Genomic DNA, 14,442 nt, shown 5'->3' on the forward strand with positions numbered 1-14,442 from the left:
CGGGAATGACGGTGTTTTTTTATATTAAACTGATTGTTAAGTTTAAAATTTAAATGATGACACACGCTAGGGCGTGTCATCAATTGACCGAAAAATCTCTGCACCGTCATTCCCGCGAATGCGGGAATCCAAGTCAAAGCACGACAAGCCTTGATAAAACATCACTTGCCAAACATCGGGCAGTGGATTCCCGCATTCGCGGGAATGACGACAGCGTTTATATTCCGTTGATTTTCAATGAAATAATTTAAATGATGACACACGCTAGGCGGGGTCGGGGTGCAGGTAGCTGCCCAAATTGCTGCGGCGCGGGTGGGCGCGGGCAAGGGCGCGGCGGAAGCTTTCTTCGCTGCCCCAGTAGGAAAAGGCGGTGGTGGCGCGGGTGATGGCGGTGTAAAGCAGGGCGCGGGTGAAGTCGTCGCCGTCTGCGGGCAGCAGCCAAACGTCGCGGTATTCCGAGCCTTGACTTTTGTGGACGGTGATGGCGAAGGCGGTTTCGTGGGCGGGCAGGCGGTTGAGCGGCAGGCGGCGCAGTCCGTGTGCGCCGGCAAACCATGCCGCCAGTCCGTTTTCGTGGGGCAGCACCAGCCCGATGTCGCCGTTGGCGAGGGCGGTGGCGGGGTCGTTGCGGGTAATCAGCAGGATTTGTCCGGCAAACCATTCGGAGGGGCGGCGTCCGTGCCGGCGCAGCAGGTCGAGGCAGGCTTGGTTGAAGGCGGCGGCATCGCGGCGGCGGGCGGCCAGCACGACGGTATCGGTGTGGCGGGCAAATGCGGCGCCGATGTCGCCCGCGTCCACCGCTTGCCAATAGGCGTGTTGGGCGCGGTAAAACGCTTCTGCCTGTTGTGCGGGCGTGCCGTGCCGTTGCTGCAAGTGGTTGGGGAAACGCGCAAACTGTTGCCATGCGGTATCGGCGTCGCCCGATGCGCTTGCCCGCGCCAAGCAGCCGATGGCGCTGTCGCTGCCGAAACGGTGGCTGATGTGCAGTCGGGCGTGGCGGGCGAACAGGACGTTTTCCCGCCAAGCTGCGGGCAGCAGGGCGTGCAGGGTGCGGGCAGTGTCGGGGTCGGGTGGGTCGGTGTCGGCGGCCAGCACGTTCAGCACCGCGCCCGCGCCAACGGGGGGAAGCTGTTGGCTGTCGCCCAGCAGAATCACGCGGCAATGGTCGGGCAGGGCGCACAGCAGTTGCCAAAACAGGTGGTTGTCTATCATCGAGGCTTCGTCTGCCACCAAGATGTCCACTGCCAAACGGTTGCGGGCGTGGTGGAACGGGGTCATGTGCGGTGGGCGCAGCCGCAGCAGGCGGTGAATGGTTTGGCTTTCCAGTCCGCGCAGGAAGGCGGCGGTGTCGGCGTCCAAGCCGGTGATGCCGTCAATGGCGCGGTGCAGGGCTTGCGACATCCGCGCCGCCGCTTTGCCGGTGGGCGCGGCAAGGGCAACGGACGGACGGCGCGTGGCTTCGGCGCACAGCAGCGCGAGCAATTTGGCGATGGTGGTGGTTTTGCCCGTGCCGGGCCCGCCGCCAATCAAAACAAAGCGTTGGCACAGGGTCAGTGCCGCCGCCGCTTGCTGGTCGCGGGCATGTTCGCCGTCAAACCACTGTTGCAGTTTGGCGGCGGCAAGCGCATCGGCGGGGCGTTCGTCTGCCCGAATGGGTGTGGACAAACGGTTGATTTCGTTTGCTAAGTCGCGTTCGAGCTGCCATTGTCGCGCCAAAAACAATTTGCGCCCCTGCAAAACCAAAGGCGATGCGCCGTTGTGTCCGACCAAAGGCGCGGCAGAGGCGGCGGCTTCGCGTTCGGCTGCCGACAGCCACACAAAGGCATGACCGTCTGCCAAAGCGTGCAACAGGCGCGGCAGCAGGGGGGCAACCGTTGCCGCCGCTTCGGGGGCGTGGCGGCGGAACAGGTCGAGCAGATGGGTGGCGGGGGCGTGCGGGTCGGAATCGGGCGTCATCATGATGTTATGGTTTGGCGGCGGCGGCACAACGGAAACCCAAGGCGGGCAGGGAAGAATAGGCTTGCAAACGCGTTCGCAAATGATGGCGCATCAACGCGCCGTAGTCGGTAGAATCCGCCAGCGCGGCAGCCGGCACGCCGCAAAAATCGCCGCCGCGATGTCCGCTCGCATCGGCAATCAGCAGCGCGTTGTTAAAATCTTCCGTCCACTCCCAAATCAAGCCGTGCAGGTCGTGAATCCCCCACGCATTGGCACGCCCCTGCCCCACGGGGCGCAACACCCGTTGTTCGCCCGCGTGATACCAATCGGCAAACAAACGGCGGTACGCCGCTTGGCGCGTGCCGTTTTTGGCGGTGGCGGAAGCGCGCGCGGCGTATTCCCATTCGGCGGTGGTCGGCAAACGTTTGCCCTGCGCTTGGCAATAAGCATGGGCGGCGAACCACGATACCTGCGTAACCGGTTTGTCGGCATCGGCACGCGCCGGCGCACCGCCGCGCCAATGGCGCAAATAACGTTCCGCATCGGCTTGACGCGCATCGGCACGCCCGCGCTGCCACTGCGGGTGTCGGCGCACGAACGCGGCAAATTCGGCATTGGTAACGGGATACTTGTCCAAACGGAACGCCGCCACCCGCACCGTTTGCGTTTTTGCCGCCACATACGGCGACGACACCCGCGCCGCCGGCAAGGACACCATCGGCGCGGCAAACGCGGCGGCGGACACGCCGCACGCCCACAGCCCCAGCAGCCGTTTACCCGCCATTGCCGCCCCGTTGTCGCCGCGTTTCCGCCAACACCATGCCCGCGCTCACGGAAATATTCAAACTCTGCACCGTGCCGAACATCGGAATCGACACCAGCGCATCGCAATGTTCGCGCGTAAGACGGCGCATGCCCGCGCCCTCGCTGCCCATCACCCACGCCACGCTGTGCGGAATGCCGTAGCCGAACAAATCCGCTTCGCCGCCCACGTCCGCACCGACAATCCAAATGCCGTATTCTTTCAACTCGCGCAGCGTCCGCACCAAATTGGTTACGGTAATATACGGCACGCTTTCCGCCGCGCCGCACGCCACCTTGCTGACGGTGGCGTTCAAGCCCGCGCTTTTGTCTTTCGGCGCAATCACGGCATGCACGCCCATCGCATCGGCGGTACGCAAACACGCGCCCAGATTGTGCGGGTCGGTGATGCCGTCCAACACCAGCAAAAGCGGCGGTTCGCGCAGATTGTCCAACACGTCTTCCAAATGAACGTGGTTTTTGGACGCGTCTACAAACCCTGCCACGCCCTGATGCCGCGCCCCTTTGCACAGCGTGTTCAGACGGTCGGCATCGGCAAAATGCAAACGCACGTTTTCGGCGGCGGCTTTTTCCAGCACCTCGCGGGTACGCGCATCTTGTTTTCCTTCTAAAACATAAAGTTCCATAATGGATTTCGGGTTTTGCCACAGGCGGGCATTGACGGCGTGGAAGCCGTAAATCAGGCGTTGGTTGGACATGACGGAATAAAATGATTGAATGGAGAAATTTTTTCAGGCAACTTCGGCAACGGCAAACGCGCTCACATAGCGTTCCTCATCGCTCAAGCTCAAATGCACTTTGGCAATGTTTTTATCGGCAAGCCATTGTTTTAATTCATCTGCGCAGAGAAATTCAGGCTTGCCCAAATCGTTATGCCCGATGCTGATATTGTGGAAATTCACCGGCTCGCGCAAACCCGTGCCGACCGCTTTGGCAAAGGCTTCTTTGGCGGCGAAGCGTTTGGCGAGAAAGCGCACGGCATCATCGCGGTTTTTCGGCGAGAATTTGTCGGCAAATTCCAGCGATTCGATGCGGCTCAAAATGCGGCGCGGCAGGGCTTCGCCGTATTTTTTGTACAGTTTTTCCACGCGCCTGACGGCGAGAATGTCGTTGCCGATTCCGTAAATCATGGTTTTTTCTCCTGAATAAAAAAGTTATCGGGCTGCAACTGCACCGTCATTCCCGCGCAGGCGGGAATCCAAAACACATTCAAACAAATATTGATGAAACACACTTGCCGCGCATCGGGCAATGGATTCCCGCCTGCGCGGGAATGACGGCATTTGATTTTCAATAACGGCACACGTTAATAAGCCGTTTGGCGGGCGCGGAACATCGCCTCCTTCATCTGGCGGACGGCTTCAGGCAGCCCGACAAACAAAGCCTGCGCCACCAGCCAATGCCCGATGTTCAGCTCGACAATATCGGCGATGCGGGCAACCGGCGCAACATTGTGAATCGTCAGCCCGTGTCCCGCGTTCACGGTCATGCCCAAGCTGTGGGCGAAAGCGGCGGCTTCGCGGATACGCGCCAGTTCCGCCTGCTGCTGCTTGCGGTCGGGCGCATCGGCGTACGTGCCGGTATGGATTTCAATCACCCGTGCGCCGACATCGTGGGCGGCTTGGATTTGCGCGTGGTCGGCGGCGACAAACAGGGAAACGCGAATGCCCGCCTCATGCAGCTTGGCAACGTAATACGCGGTTTTTTCTTGCAAAGACAACACGTCCAAACCACCTTCGGTGGTCAGTTCCTCGCGCCGTTCGGGCACAAGGCACACGTCTTCGGGCGCAACGTTCAAGGCGTTGTCCAACATTTCCGGGGTCATCGCCATTTCCAAATTCATGCGCGTTTTGATGGCGTTTTTCAGCGCAAAAACATCGGCATCACGAATATGGCGGCGGTCTTCGCGCAGGTGCAGGGTAATCAAATCCGCGCCGTGCGTTTCGGCGGTGAGCGCGGCTTCAAGCGGGCTGGGATAGGTCGTGCCGCGTGCATTGCGGACGGTGGCGATGTGGTCGATGTTCACGCCGAGCAGCATGGTGGTGTTCCTTTGATTTTAGGGCAATATTGTTTACAAGGGCAGGGCGGTGCGTTCGCCAATCAGGGCGCACAGGCGTTCCAGCCACAGCGCATCGGTGCGGTCGAAGGCGGCAAGCTGTTCCGAATCCACGTCCAGCACGCCGGCAATCTGCCCGTTGCGGTGGCGCACAGGCACGACGATTTCCGAGCGTGCGCGGGACGAACAGGCGATGTGGTCGGGGTGGGCGGCAACGTCGTCCACCAACACGGTTTGCCCGAGCGACCATGCCTGTCCGCACACGCCGCGCCCTTTGGCGATGCGGGTACAGGCGGGCGGGCCTTGAAACGGCGCGAGCAGTAATTCGGTTTGTGCCTGATTGCACAGGTAAAATCCAACCCACAGCCAATCAAACGATTCTTTGAGCATGGCGCAGACGTTGCCCAAAGCGGCGTTCAGCAGCGCCGGTTCGGGGTCGAGCATGGCGGCGATTTGCGGCAACAGTTCGGCATAGCGCTGCGCTTTGGGCATGTCGGCGGCTAAACATGGGGGTTCGTGCATCGGGGTTTCCTTCGATGGCGTGATTATTTAAGTTTTCTGCTGAAAATCAGTGCAATATGGAAATGCGCCGTCATTCCCGCGCAGGCGGGAATCCACTGTTTGATGACCTGCAAGCCATATTTTATCAAGGTCTCTCGTGCTTCGACTTGGATTCCCGCCTGAGCGGGAATGACGGCGCAGTGGTTTTTCAGTCAGTTGATGATGTGCTTTGGTTTTGCAGGTTGTGCAGACGTTCGACCGATGGCACGAAGTAGTACGCGCCCGATACGGCACGGGTGAGGCGGTGCAGCAGCAGGTCGGTGCGTTGGTCGGCGCTGTCGCCGAACATGCTCAACAGTTGCTGTTCGATGTTGTGCAAACGGGCGCAGTAGGCGATGAACATCAGCCCGTGTTCGCCCGAAACTTTGCCGAAGGGCAGGCTGCGGCGGACGATTTTCAGCCCGACGCCGTTTTCTTTGAGATTGACGCGGGCGATGTGGGCTTCGGGGTGAAGCTGTTCGCCTTCAAATTCGATGTCGTCTGCTTTGCTGCGCCCGACGGCTTCTTCTTGCTGTGCCAAATCGAAGCCGTTCCATTGGTGCAGGTCGTGGCGGTATTTTTGCACAACGGCGTAGCTGCCGCCGGCATCGGGGGCGTCGCCGCCAATCACGCCGACCGTGCGGATGTCGTCTGTTTCCTGCGGGTTTTCCGTGCCGTCGATGAAGCCGTCCAAGCCGCGCTCTTGGTGGCGGCGGAAGCCGTGTTCTTCGCTGCGGACGACAAGGGCATCGCCGAAGGCGTCGAGTACGGCTTGGGCAAGGGTGTAGTTGTTGTCGTGGTTGAGCGATTGAATGTGGATGAGCAGGTCGTGTTGGGTGGCGGGGGCAAGACCGTTGCCCAAGGGGGTGAAGTTTTTCAATTCCGCGCCTTCGGCGGGGCGGTTCAGGCTGTGCCAAAAATCCGCACCAAAGCCGATGCTCATGCCCAAGCGGTTGTCGGGAAATTGGTTTTGCAGGCGTTTAAGGGCGTTTAGGGCGGTGCGGACGGCGGTTTGCACGGCTTGGGGGCGGACGATGTCGGCTTCGATGAAGATGCCGGCGGTGCAGTGGTCGGGAATGATGGCGGTTTGCGGGGTGTGGTTCATGGTGGTGTTCCCAAATTCAAGATGGTCGGACAGGCGGGAATTTTAGCAAATTTCAACAAGCAGGGGGAAACGGCGGTGCAAAAGCGGTGGGAAACCGTTTTGCCGTCTTGCCCGCATTGGCGATATAATCGCCGTTTCCGCCCCGATGGGGCGGGACTTGCGCCGTTTTCCACCGAAAGCAAATGATGAAATCACTCGCCCGTGCCGCCGTCATCGGCAAAACCGTGTACCGTTATGCGCTGATGCCGCTTGCCGGTGCGGGGGTGCGCCACCGTACCATGCGCCGACTGCTCGCCCGCCTGCCGCAATCGTCCGAATACGCCGCCGAAACCGCGCCCGTGCGCCTGCGTTTGGCATTGGAAAGTTTGGGGCCGATTTTCGTGAAGCTCGGACAAGTGCTGTCCACCCGCCCCGACCTGCTGCCACCCGACTACGCCCGCGAACTGGCGAAACTGCAAGACCGCGTGCCGCCGTTTGATGCGGATTTGGCGCGGCGGCAGATTGAAACCTCGCTGGGCAAACCGTTGGCGCAACTGTATGCCGAATTTGACCCGCAGCCCGTGTCCGCCGCATCGGTGGCGCAGGTGCACCGTGCCGTGCTGCACTCGGGCGAAACCGTTGCCGTCAAAGTGCTGCGCCCGAATCTCACTCCCGTGATTGAACAGGATTTGGCACTGATGCGCTTTGCCGCCGGCTGGCTGGAACGCCTGTTTGCGGACGGCAAACGCCTGAAACCGCGCGAAGTCGTTGCCGAATTTGACAAACACCTGCATGACGAACTGGACTTGCTGCGCGAAGCCGCCAACGCCAGCCAACTGCGGCGCAACTTTTCAGGCAGCGAGCAACTGATTGTCCCCAAAGTTTATTTTGACCTGTGCAGCCGCGATGTTTTAACGATGGAATGGATGGACGGCATTCCCGTGTCCGACATTGCCGCACTCACCGCACAAGGCACGGATTTGTCCAAACTGGCGCGTTACGGCGTGGAGATTTTCTTTACCCAAGTGTTCCGGCACGGTTTTTTTCATGCCGACATGCACCCCGGCAATATTTTGGTTTCGTCTGACGGGCGTTACATCGCCTTGGATTTCGGCATTGTCGGCAGCCTCACCGACTACGACAAACGCTATCTCGCCATCAATTTTCTCGCCTTTTTCAACCGCGATTACCACCGTGTCGCCACCGCCCACATTGAAAGCGGCTGGGTGCCGCCCGACACCCGCGCCGAAGACTTGGAAGCGGCGGTGCGTGCCGTGTGCGAACCTTTTTTCAACAAACCTTTGGCGGAAATTTCTTTCGGATTGGTGCTGATGCGCCTGTTTGAAACCAGCCGCCGTTTTAATGTGGAAATCCAGCCGCAACTGGTGCTGCTGCAAAAAACCTTGTTGAATATTGAGGGCTTGGGACGGCAGCTCGACCCGCAACTGGATTTGTGGGACACCGCCAAACCGTTTTTGGTCAAATGGATGGACGAACAAATCGGGCCGCGCGCGTTTTGGCGCAATCTGAAACACGAATCGGCGGATTGGGCGGACATTCTGCCCGCCCTGCCGCGCAAGCTGAACGCGCTGGTGGACGAAGCGCGGCAGCAGGAAATGCGCCAAGCCTATCTTGCCCTGATTCGCAGCCAGCAGAAGCAAAATTGGATTTTGTGCGCGATGGCACTGATTTTGCTGATGATGTTGATATTCAAATAAAACACGCCGTCATGTCCGAACGCACAGACATGACGGCGTAGGGCGTGTCATCAATTTACCGAAAAACCTCTGCTGCACCGTCATTCCCGCGTAGGCGGGAATCCAAATCGAAGCACGACAAACCTTGATAAAACATCGCGTTCCAAACATCGCGCAATGGATTTCCGCATTCGCGGGAATGACGGCGTTTTTGTATTGTACTGATTTATAGCAGAAAAGTTTAATTGATGACGCGCCCTGGTGTTTCAACGGCTGTTGGCGAGTGCCAGCAAATACCGGTCGTCAATGTCGCCGGTCAGGTAGCAGCCGCTAAAGCAGGAATTATCAAAACCTTCAATCGCGGGATTCAAGTCGCGCACCACCCGTTCCAAATCGTCCAAATTTTGAAACACGCAGGCATCGGCGCTGATTTCGCGGGCGATTTCGTCTGCGCTGCGCCCGTTGGCAATCAATTCGGCGCGGGTGGGCATGTCGATGCCGTACACGTTAGGATAACGCACTTCGGGCGCGGCGGAAGCGAAAAAGATTTTGTTTGCGCCCGATGCGCGTACCATTTCGACAATCTCGCGGCTGGTCGTGCCGCGCACGATGGAATCATCAACCAACAGCACGTTTTTGTTTTGAAATTCGCTGGGAATCGGGTTGAGCTTTTGGCGCACCGATTTTTTGCGCGTGGCCTGTCCGGGCATGATGAAGGTGCGCCCGATGTAGCGGTTTTTAATCAGCCCTTCGCGGTAGGGTTTGCCCAAGTGGTGCGCCAGCTCCATGGCAACGGGGCGGCTGGTGTCGGGAATGGGCATCACCACGTCGATTTCGTCCGGATTGATGCGGTGTTTGACGGTGTCGGCAAGGGCAATGCCCATGTTGGCGCGTGCCTGATACACGGACACGCCGTCAATCACGGCATCGGGGCGGGCGAAATAGACGTATTCGAACAGGCAGGGCATCAGGCGGGCGGTTTCGGCGCAGTGGCGGCTGTGCAGTTGTCCGTCAAAGGTGATGAACACGGCTTCGCCGGGGGCGATGTCGCGCACCAAGTCGAACGACAGGCTGTTGAACACGACGTTTTCGGAGGCAACGGCGTAGGCGGTTTGTCCGTTTTGTTCGGCTTTGCCCAGTGTGAGCGGACGGATGCCGTTGGGGTCGCGGAAGGCGAGCATGCCGTAGCCGGCAATCAGGGCAACCACGGCGTAGGCGCCGCGCACGCGTTTGTGTACTTGGGCAACGGCGTCAAAAATGTGGTCGATGCTCAGGTGGAAGGGGGTGCTGCTGCGGGAAACGGTGTGGCGCAGTTCGTGGGCAAATACGTTGAGCAGCACTTCCGAGTCGGATTGGGTATTGACGTGGCGCAGGTATTCGCGGTAAACGGTGTCGTACAGTTCGGCGGTGTTGGTGAGGTTGCCGTTGTGCGCCAGTACGATGCCGAAGGGGGAGCTGACGTAAAACGGTTGGGCTTCGGCGCTGCTTTTGGCATTGCCGGCGGTGGGGTAGCGCACGTGGGCGATGCCGGCGTTGCCGATGAGGTCGCGCATATTGCGGGTGCGGAACACTTCGCGCACCATGCCTTTGCCTTTGTGCATGTGGAAGCGGTTGCCTTCGGCGGTTACGATGCCGGCGGCGTCTTGACCGCGATGCTGCAACATTTGCAGACCGTCGTAGAGCAGTTGATTGACGGGTTCGTGTGCTACTAATCCGAATACGCCACACATAGGGGTAAAACTCCAAAGGGTTGTGAATCAGGGGGTGAGCTTGTCCACCGGCGGGGCGCGGCGGCTGCGCGGCGCGGGGTCGGGCAGGTCGGGCAGTTCGCGGGCGGGGAAGTGGACTTGGTCGGCAAAGACGTCGGGCAGTACGGGTACGCCCGCTTTGACCAGATTTTCAAAAAATTCGGAAGTGGCGGCGTTTTGCCAGTCGTCCGACTGGGGCAGTTTGCTGAACGAGCACATCAGCACCGCCAAGCACACGAACAATGTGCCTTTGAGCGTGCCCAGTACGCCGCCGAGCATGCGGTTGATGTTGGTGAGTTTGGCTTTGCTGATGGCGGAGTTGAGGGCGAAACGCAAAAAGTGCTGAAACAGGCGCACGGTGATGAACACCAGCACAAAGGCGCACATCACCGCCATTTGGCGCGGCTGCATCATGGTCAGAATGCTGTCGGCAACGGTTGCCGCGCTCATCCGCGCCACCAGCAGCGAGACAATCCAGCCGAAAAAGTCAAACAGTTCGGAAACGAGTCCGCGTGATGTGGAAATCATCAGGCAAACGATAATCGTGCCGACGGCGAGCATGTCGAACAGGGTAAACATGGTGCGCCTATTTGCCGACAATGACGCCGTTCATGCCTTGGTTTTTGATGCGCTCCAATGCGTTTTTGGCTTCGTTTTGGTTGGCAAAAGTGCCGGTGCGGACGCGGTAAACCGTGCCTTTGGCGGTTTGGACTTCTTCCAAGCGCGAGTTGTAGTTGATGCTTTTGAGCTGTTGTTGGACGCGTTGGGCGTGGTTTTTGTCCATGAATGCGCCTGCCTGAATGGTTACGCGGCGGTTGCCGGTGTCGGCGGCGGTTTTGCTTGTGTTTTTGTCGGTGCGGGTGTCGGCGGCGGTGCGTTTGTTGTTGTCGGTTTTGTCGGCGGTTTTGTTTTTGTTTTGTTTTTCCAGTTTGGCGCGTTCGGCGGCGCGTTGTTTGTCGGCGGCAAGCTGGGCTTCGCGGGCTTTGGCGGCGGTGGCGCTTTCTTTGGCGTTGCGCTCGGCTTCGGCTTTGGCGGTGAGGGCTTGGGCTTTTTTGCGGCGTTGTTCTTCTTCGCGCTCTTTGGCTTTGTCGGCGGCGGCGCGTTTGGGGTCTTTTTTCGGTGCGGTATCGGCGGCGGTTTTGTCGGCGGGTTTGTTGCCGGCGGCGGTTTGTTCTTTGGCGGCTTGTTCGGCGCGTTCGGCTTCCTGTTTGCGCTGTTGTGCCAAGCGTTGGGCTTTGGCGCGTTGCTGGCGTGCTTCCAAGGCGGCTTTTTCTTCAGGAGAAAGGGGGGCGGCGGCTTGGATTTTTTTGGTCATGCGGATGGGGGCGTTTTGGCTGTCGTCAATATGGTTGACGGCTTGGGCGGCTGCCGATGCTTTGTTGTCGGGATAGAGAATTTCGGCGGTAACGGCATGGGGCGGGGCTTGGCGGGTTTCCGGCGCGAGTGCGGGGGCGGCGGGCGTGCCGCTTTGCTGCGATGCGGCGGCAAACAGCCCGCCGGCAATCAGCACCAATGCGCCCGCGCCAATCAGGCGGCGGCGGTTTTTGCGTTTGAACGATTCGTATTCTTCAATCACGTAATCGCTGCCGCTTTCGGCTTTGCTGCTGCCGAGCGGCACGGTGGGGGCGGTGGCGGGTGCGGCTTCCACCACGCCTTCGTCTGCCGTTTCGGGCATGGGGGCGTTGGGGTGGGCGGCGGCGACGTCGTATTCTTGTTCTTCGCCGGCTGATGGCGTGTGGTGTGTTGGTTTCATCATCATTCCTTATTCGGTTTGAAACCCCGCCGGTGGTGGCGGACGCGGTGGCGGTTCGGGTTGGCGGGGGAAACCCCTGCTGGCTCGGGGCGTGTCGTTATTTGCTTATGCGGCGGTATTTTCAGCCCAAATCCGCACCTGCCGCGTTGAAAATCCTTGCAAGGTGTCCAACCTTCGTGCGGATTTTTGCTTGAAAAACCGCTTCGCAAAGCAATTGATGACACGCTTTGGGGGTGTGCGGCAGGGCGGGTGCAAACGCGGTTCAGCGTGCGGGCGGGCAGCAGACGGCGGCGGCTTCGGCAACGGTGTGGAACGAGCCGAACACAACGATTCTATCATTTTCCGCCGCGTCTGATAAGGCGGCGCGGCAGGCGGCGGCGATATCGGGAAAACTTGTGTTGCAAATCACACCGTGTTCGGCAAGTTTGGCGTTCAAATCGGGCAAAGGCAGCGCGCGCGGCACGTTCAAAGGCGCGGTGTACCATTGGTCAAACTGGTCTTTTACCGCTTCAATCACCCCGTCGATGTCTTTGTCTGCCAAAATGCTGAACACGGCGGTGCGCTTGGCGGCAAAGGGCAGGGCGAGCAGGTTTTGGCGCAGGGCGCGGGCGGCGTGGGGATTGTGCGCCACGTCCAACACCGTGAGCGGGCGGCCGGGCAGCACTTGGAAACGGGCGGGGTTTTCGGCGGTGAGCAGCCCGCGTTTAATTGCGCCGATGTCCACCGGCAAGCGGTCGTTCAAACACTCAATCGCGGCAAGGGCGCAGGCGGCGTTGCGGATTTGGCAACTGCCGCGCAGCGCGGGCGTGGGCAGGGCGTGGCGTTTGCGCGGCGCGAAGCTGCCCGAAAGCGGCGCGAAACGGAACGACCATTGCAGACTGTCCAACACGCTGTGGTCAAAATCCTGTTTCGCCAGCAGCAGGGGCGCACCGGTGGCGCGGGCGTGTTCGCGCAAACGTGCGGGCGGCGGCGTGTGGCCGCAGACGGCGGGCTTGCCCTTGCGGAAAATCCCTGCTTTTTCAAAGGCGATGTCTTCGATATTGTCGCCCAAATACGCCTGATGGTCGATGTCCACCGCCGTGATGACGGCGCAATCGGCATCAAAGGCGTTTACCGCGTCCAAACGCCCGCCCAAGCCGACTTCCAAAATCATCACGTCCACCTGCTCGCGCATGAAAATATCCACCGCCGCCAGCGTGTTAAACTCAAAATAAGTCAGCGAGGTGTCGCCACGCGCCGCTTCAATCCGTTCAAAACTTTCCACAATGGCGCGGTCGGACACGGGGCGGCAGTTGAGCGCGATGCGCTCGTTGAAACGCAGCAGGTGCGGGCTGGTGAGCGTGCCGGTTTTGTAGCCCGCTTCGCGGTAGATTTTGGACAAAAACGCGCACACCGAGCCTTTGCCGTTGGTGCCCGCCACCGCGATGACGGGGCAAGTGGGGCGCAAGTTCATGATTTCTTTAACGCGGCTGATGCGTTCCAGCCCCATGTCAATCAATCCGCCGGTGTGGGCGGTTTCCAAATGGGCGAGCCATTGTGTCAGGGTTTGGCTGTGGTTCATCACAATTCCTTTCGTTGGCAAGGTTGCAATCCCGCCGTGGGGCGGAGGGGATTGGGGCGCGTCATTATTTAAATTTTTTATACTGAAAATCAGCATAATACAAAAATGCCGTCATTTCCGCGCAGGTGGGAATCCACTGCCTGATGCTTGTTTTGCTTTAACTTGAATTTCCGACTGCGCGGGAGTGGCGGCACAGGGTTTTATCGGCTCAATGATGACGCACCCCAATGCGCGTTATCAATGTCATGCAGACCAATTCGGGCTGCCTGAACCTGTGGAAATTCAGACAGCCCGTAGGATTGGGCGGCGGCTTGCGCGTCATGGTCGGGCGCGTGTGCCGGCCGCACCGTTATCCCGCCTGTGCGGGCGCGGAGAGAAAGCGCATTCAGTCTGCTTTGGCGGCTTGCTTGCCGGCTTCGGCGGTTTTGCCGTTTTCGTCTGCGGCGGCTTCGGCAGGCGCGGCGGCTTCGTTGGCAGATGCGTTTTCTTCGGTTTGTTCATCAGCCTGTTTGTCGGCTTGGTCTGCGCTTGGCGCCGTTTCGGGGGCTTGGGCATCGGTTTGCGCGGTGTTGGCGGCGAGCGGTTGCGCCGGTTCGCCAATCAGCAACTCCTTGCCCTCACGCAAACGGCGGATGTTGTCTTTGTGGCGGTACAGCACCAGTGCCGCAATCAGCATCAAAGCCCAACCCATTTTCGGGTGGTGCGGCTCGATGATGAAAAACAAAAACGGCGCACAGCTTGCCGCCACCAAAGCCGCCAGCGAAGATTTTTTAAACTTATAGGCAATCACCAACCAAATGCCCAACGCCCAAAAAGTCGTCCAGCACGACATGCCCAGCATCACGCCCAACGACGTTGCCACGCCCTTGCCGCCCTGAAAATTGAAAAACAGGGGATACAAATGCCCCAGCACCACCGCGATGGCGGCAACGGCGACAATACCGTCGCCCATATCGAAAGCGGCACGGAAGCCGTAGGCAATCCACACCGCCAACAAACCTTTGAGCGCATCGCCCGCCAGCGTGTATGCCGCCGCATCTTTGCGGCCGCTACGCAGCATATTGCTTGCGCCCGGATTGCCCGAACCGTAGGTACGCGGGTCGTCCATGCCCAGCCAGCGCGACACGATGATGGCGGTGGAAAACGAGCCCAGCACATAGGCAGCCGCAGCCATCACGGGAATCAGCAGAAAACTCATGTCATTTACTCCGAAGTTTTGGTTTACAATAGCAGCATGCTATTT

General features: G+C 59.6%; 12 protein-coding genes and 1 pseudogene. 1 reads left to right on the forward strand and 12 read right to left on the reverse strand.

From position 1 onward, the window contains the following. Nucleotides 1-264: 264 nt before the first annotated feature. The 7 genes from recD to G392_RS0100725 all read right to left on the reverse strand — a co-directional run bounded on the left by recD (nt 265) and on the right by G392_RS0100725 (nt 6,461). Nucleotides 265-1,959 carry an exodeoxyribonuclease V subunit alpha gene (gene recD, locus G392_RS0100690; protein ID WP_245571895.1) on the reverse strand — a complete coding sequence of 565 codons (1,695 nt, stop codon included), beginning with the start codon at nt 1,957-1,959 and terminating at the stop codon, nt 265-267. A 4-nt stretch (nt 1,960-1,963) separates the two neighbouring features. Further along, nucleotides 1,964-2,722, reverse strand: coding sequence for a formylglycine-generating enzyme family protein (locus G392_RS0100695; RefSeq protein WP_027008667.1), 759 nt, complete (start codon nt 2,720-2,722; stop codon nt 1,964-1,966). Continuing rightward, nucleotides 2,712-3,458 (reverse strand): 23S rRNA (guanosine(2251)-2'-O)-methyltransferase RlmB, encoded by a 747-nt coding sequence (gene rlmB / locus G392_RS0100700; RefSeq protein ID WP_027008668.1) that lies wholly within the window; start codon nt 3,456-3,458, stop codon nt 2,712-2,714. Before rlmB ends, G392_RS0100695 begins: the two co-directional genes overlap by 11 nt. A gap of 33 nt (nt 3,459-3,491) precedes the next feature. After that, entirely contained in the window at nt 3,492-3,890 is a 399-nt protein-coding gene (acpS, locus tag G392_RS0100705) for a holo-ACP synthase (protein ID WP_027008669.1), read from the reverse strand. 176 nt (nt 3,891-4,066) lie between these two features. Beyond that, on the reverse strand, nt 4,067-4,798 hold the full coding sequence (locus G392_RS0100715; protein WP_027008670.1) for a pyridoxine 5'-phosphate synthase: 732 nt from the start codon (nt 4,796-4,798) through the stop codon (nt 4,067-4,069). Nucleotides 4,799-4,831: 33 nt separating this feature from the next. Then, complete coding sequence (locus G392_RS0100720; RefSeq protein WP_027008671.1) at nt 4,832-5,338, reverse strand: GAF domain-containing protein; 507 nt, start codon at nt 5,336-5,338, stop codon at nt 4,832-4,834. A gap of 187 nt (nt 5,339-5,525) precedes the next feature. Next, nucleotides 5,526-6,461: a Dyp-type peroxidase gene (locus G392_RS0100725; RefSeq protein WP_027008672.1), complete on the reverse strand. Its 936-nt coding sequence runs from the start codon at nt 6,459-6,461 to the stop codon at nt 5,526-5,528. Between the two features lie 185 nt (nt 6,462-6,646). On the opposite strand from G392_RS0100725, the gene ubiB reads away from it, so the two are divergent. After that, the gene (ubiB, locus tag G392_RS0100730; RefSeq protein ID WP_027008673.1) at nt 6,647-8,158 is read left to right on the forward strand and encodes a ubiquinone biosynthesis regulatory protein kinase UbiB; all 1,512 of its coding nucleotides are present in this window, start codon (nt 6,647-6,649) and stop codon (nt 8,156-8,158) included. A gap of 245 nt (nt 8,159-8,403) precedes the next feature. Here the strand turns inward: ubiB and purF are convergent, their stop codons facing one another. The 5 genes and pseudogenes from purF to plsY all read right to left on the reverse strand — a co-directional run. Next, complete coding sequence (purF, locus tag G392_RS11685; RefSeq protein WP_034334184.1) at nt 8,404-9,867, reverse strand: amidophosphoribosyltransferase; 1,464 nt, start codon at nt 9,865-9,867, stop codon at nt 8,404-8,406. Nucleotides 9,868-9,894: 27 nt separating this feature from the next. Beyond that, the gene (locus tag G392_RS11690) at nt 9,895-10,464 is read right to left on the reverse strand and encodes a CvpA family protein (RefSeq protein WP_051255497.1); all 570 of its coding nucleotides are present in this window, start codon (nt 10,462-10,464) and stop codon (nt 9,895-9,897) included. Between the two features lie 7 nt (nt 10,465-10,471). Continuing rightward, nucleotides 10,472-11,644: an SPOR domain-containing protein gene (locus tag G392_RS12940; RefSeq protein WP_027008674.1), complete on the reverse strand. Its 1,173-nt coding sequence runs from the start codon at nt 11,642-11,644 to the stop codon at nt 10,472-10,474. A 256-nt stretch (nt 11,645-11,900) separates the two neighbouring features. Continuing rightward, nucleotides 11,901-13,199 (reverse strand): bifunctional tetrahydrofolate synthase/dihydrofolate synthase, encoded by a 1,299-nt coding sequence (gene folC / locus G392_RS0100750; RefSeq protein WP_027008675.1) that lies wholly within the window; start codon nt 13,197-13,199, stop codon nt 11,901-11,903. Nucleotides 13,200-13,794: 595 nt separating this feature from the next. Then, nucleotides 13,795-14,397: pseudogene (plsY, locus tag G392_RS11700) on the reverse strand (glycerol-3-phosphate 1-O-acyltransferase PlsY); the annotation flags it as partial. Between the last annotated feature and the right edge of the window lie 45 nt (nt 14,398-14,442).

This window comes from Conchiformibius kuhniae DSM 17694, assembly GCF_000428785.1.
In the GTDB taxonomy this organism is placed as follows: Bacteria; Pseudomonadota; Gammaproteobacteria; order Burkholderiales; family Neisseriaceae; genus Conchiformibius; species Conchiformibius kuhniae.

Excerpts from the sequence above, each read along its gene's own strand:
- G392_RS0100720 (WP_027008671.1), bottom strand. The coding sequence starts at position 5,338 with ATGCACGAACCCCCATGTTTAGCCGCCGACATGCCCAAAGCGCAGCGC.
- G392_RS11690 (WP_051255497.1), bottom strand. The coding sequence starts at position 10,464 with ATGTTTACCCTGTTCGACATGCTCGCCGTCGGCACGATTATCGTTTGC.
- ubiB (WP_027008673.1), top strand. The coding sequence starts at position 6,647 with ATGAAATCACTCGCCCGTGCCGCCGTCATCGGCAAAACCGTGTACCGT.
- G392_RS0100715 (WP_027008670.1), bottom strand. The coding sequence starts at position 4,798 with ATGCTGCTCGGCGTGAACATCGACCACATCGCCACCGTCCGCAATGCA.
- folC (WP_027008675.1), bottom strand. The coding sequence starts at position 13,199 with ATGAACCACAGCCAAACCCTGACACAATGGCTCGCCCATTTGGAAACC.
- rlmB (WP_027008668.1), bottom strand. The coding sequence starts at position 3,458 with ATGTCCAACCAACGCCTGATTTACGGCTTCCACGCCGTCAATGCCCGC.
- G392_RS12940 (WP_027008674.1), bottom strand. The coding sequence starts at position 11,644 with ATGATGATGAAACCAACACACCACACGCCATCAGCCGGCGAAGAACAA.
- G392_RS0100725 (WP_027008672.1), bottom strand. The coding sequence starts at position 6,461 with ATGAACCACACCCCGCAAACCGCCATCATTCCCGACCACTGCACCGCC.
- purF (WP_034334184.1), bottom strand. The coding sequence starts at position 9,867 with ATGTGTGGCGTATTCGGATTAGTAGCACACGAACCCGTCAATCAACTG.
- recD (WP_245571895.1), bottom strand. The coding sequence starts at position 1,959 with ATGATGACGCCCGATTCCGACCCGCACGCCCCCGCCACCCATCTGCTC.
- acpS (WP_027008669.1), bottom strand. The coding sequence starts at position 3,890 with ATGATTTACGGAATCGGCAACGACATTCTCGCCGTCAGGCGCGTGGAA.
- G392_RS0100695 (WP_027008667.1), bottom strand. The coding sequence starts at position 2,722 with ATGGCGGGTAAACGGCTGCTGGGGCTGTGGGCGTGCGGCGTGTCCGCC.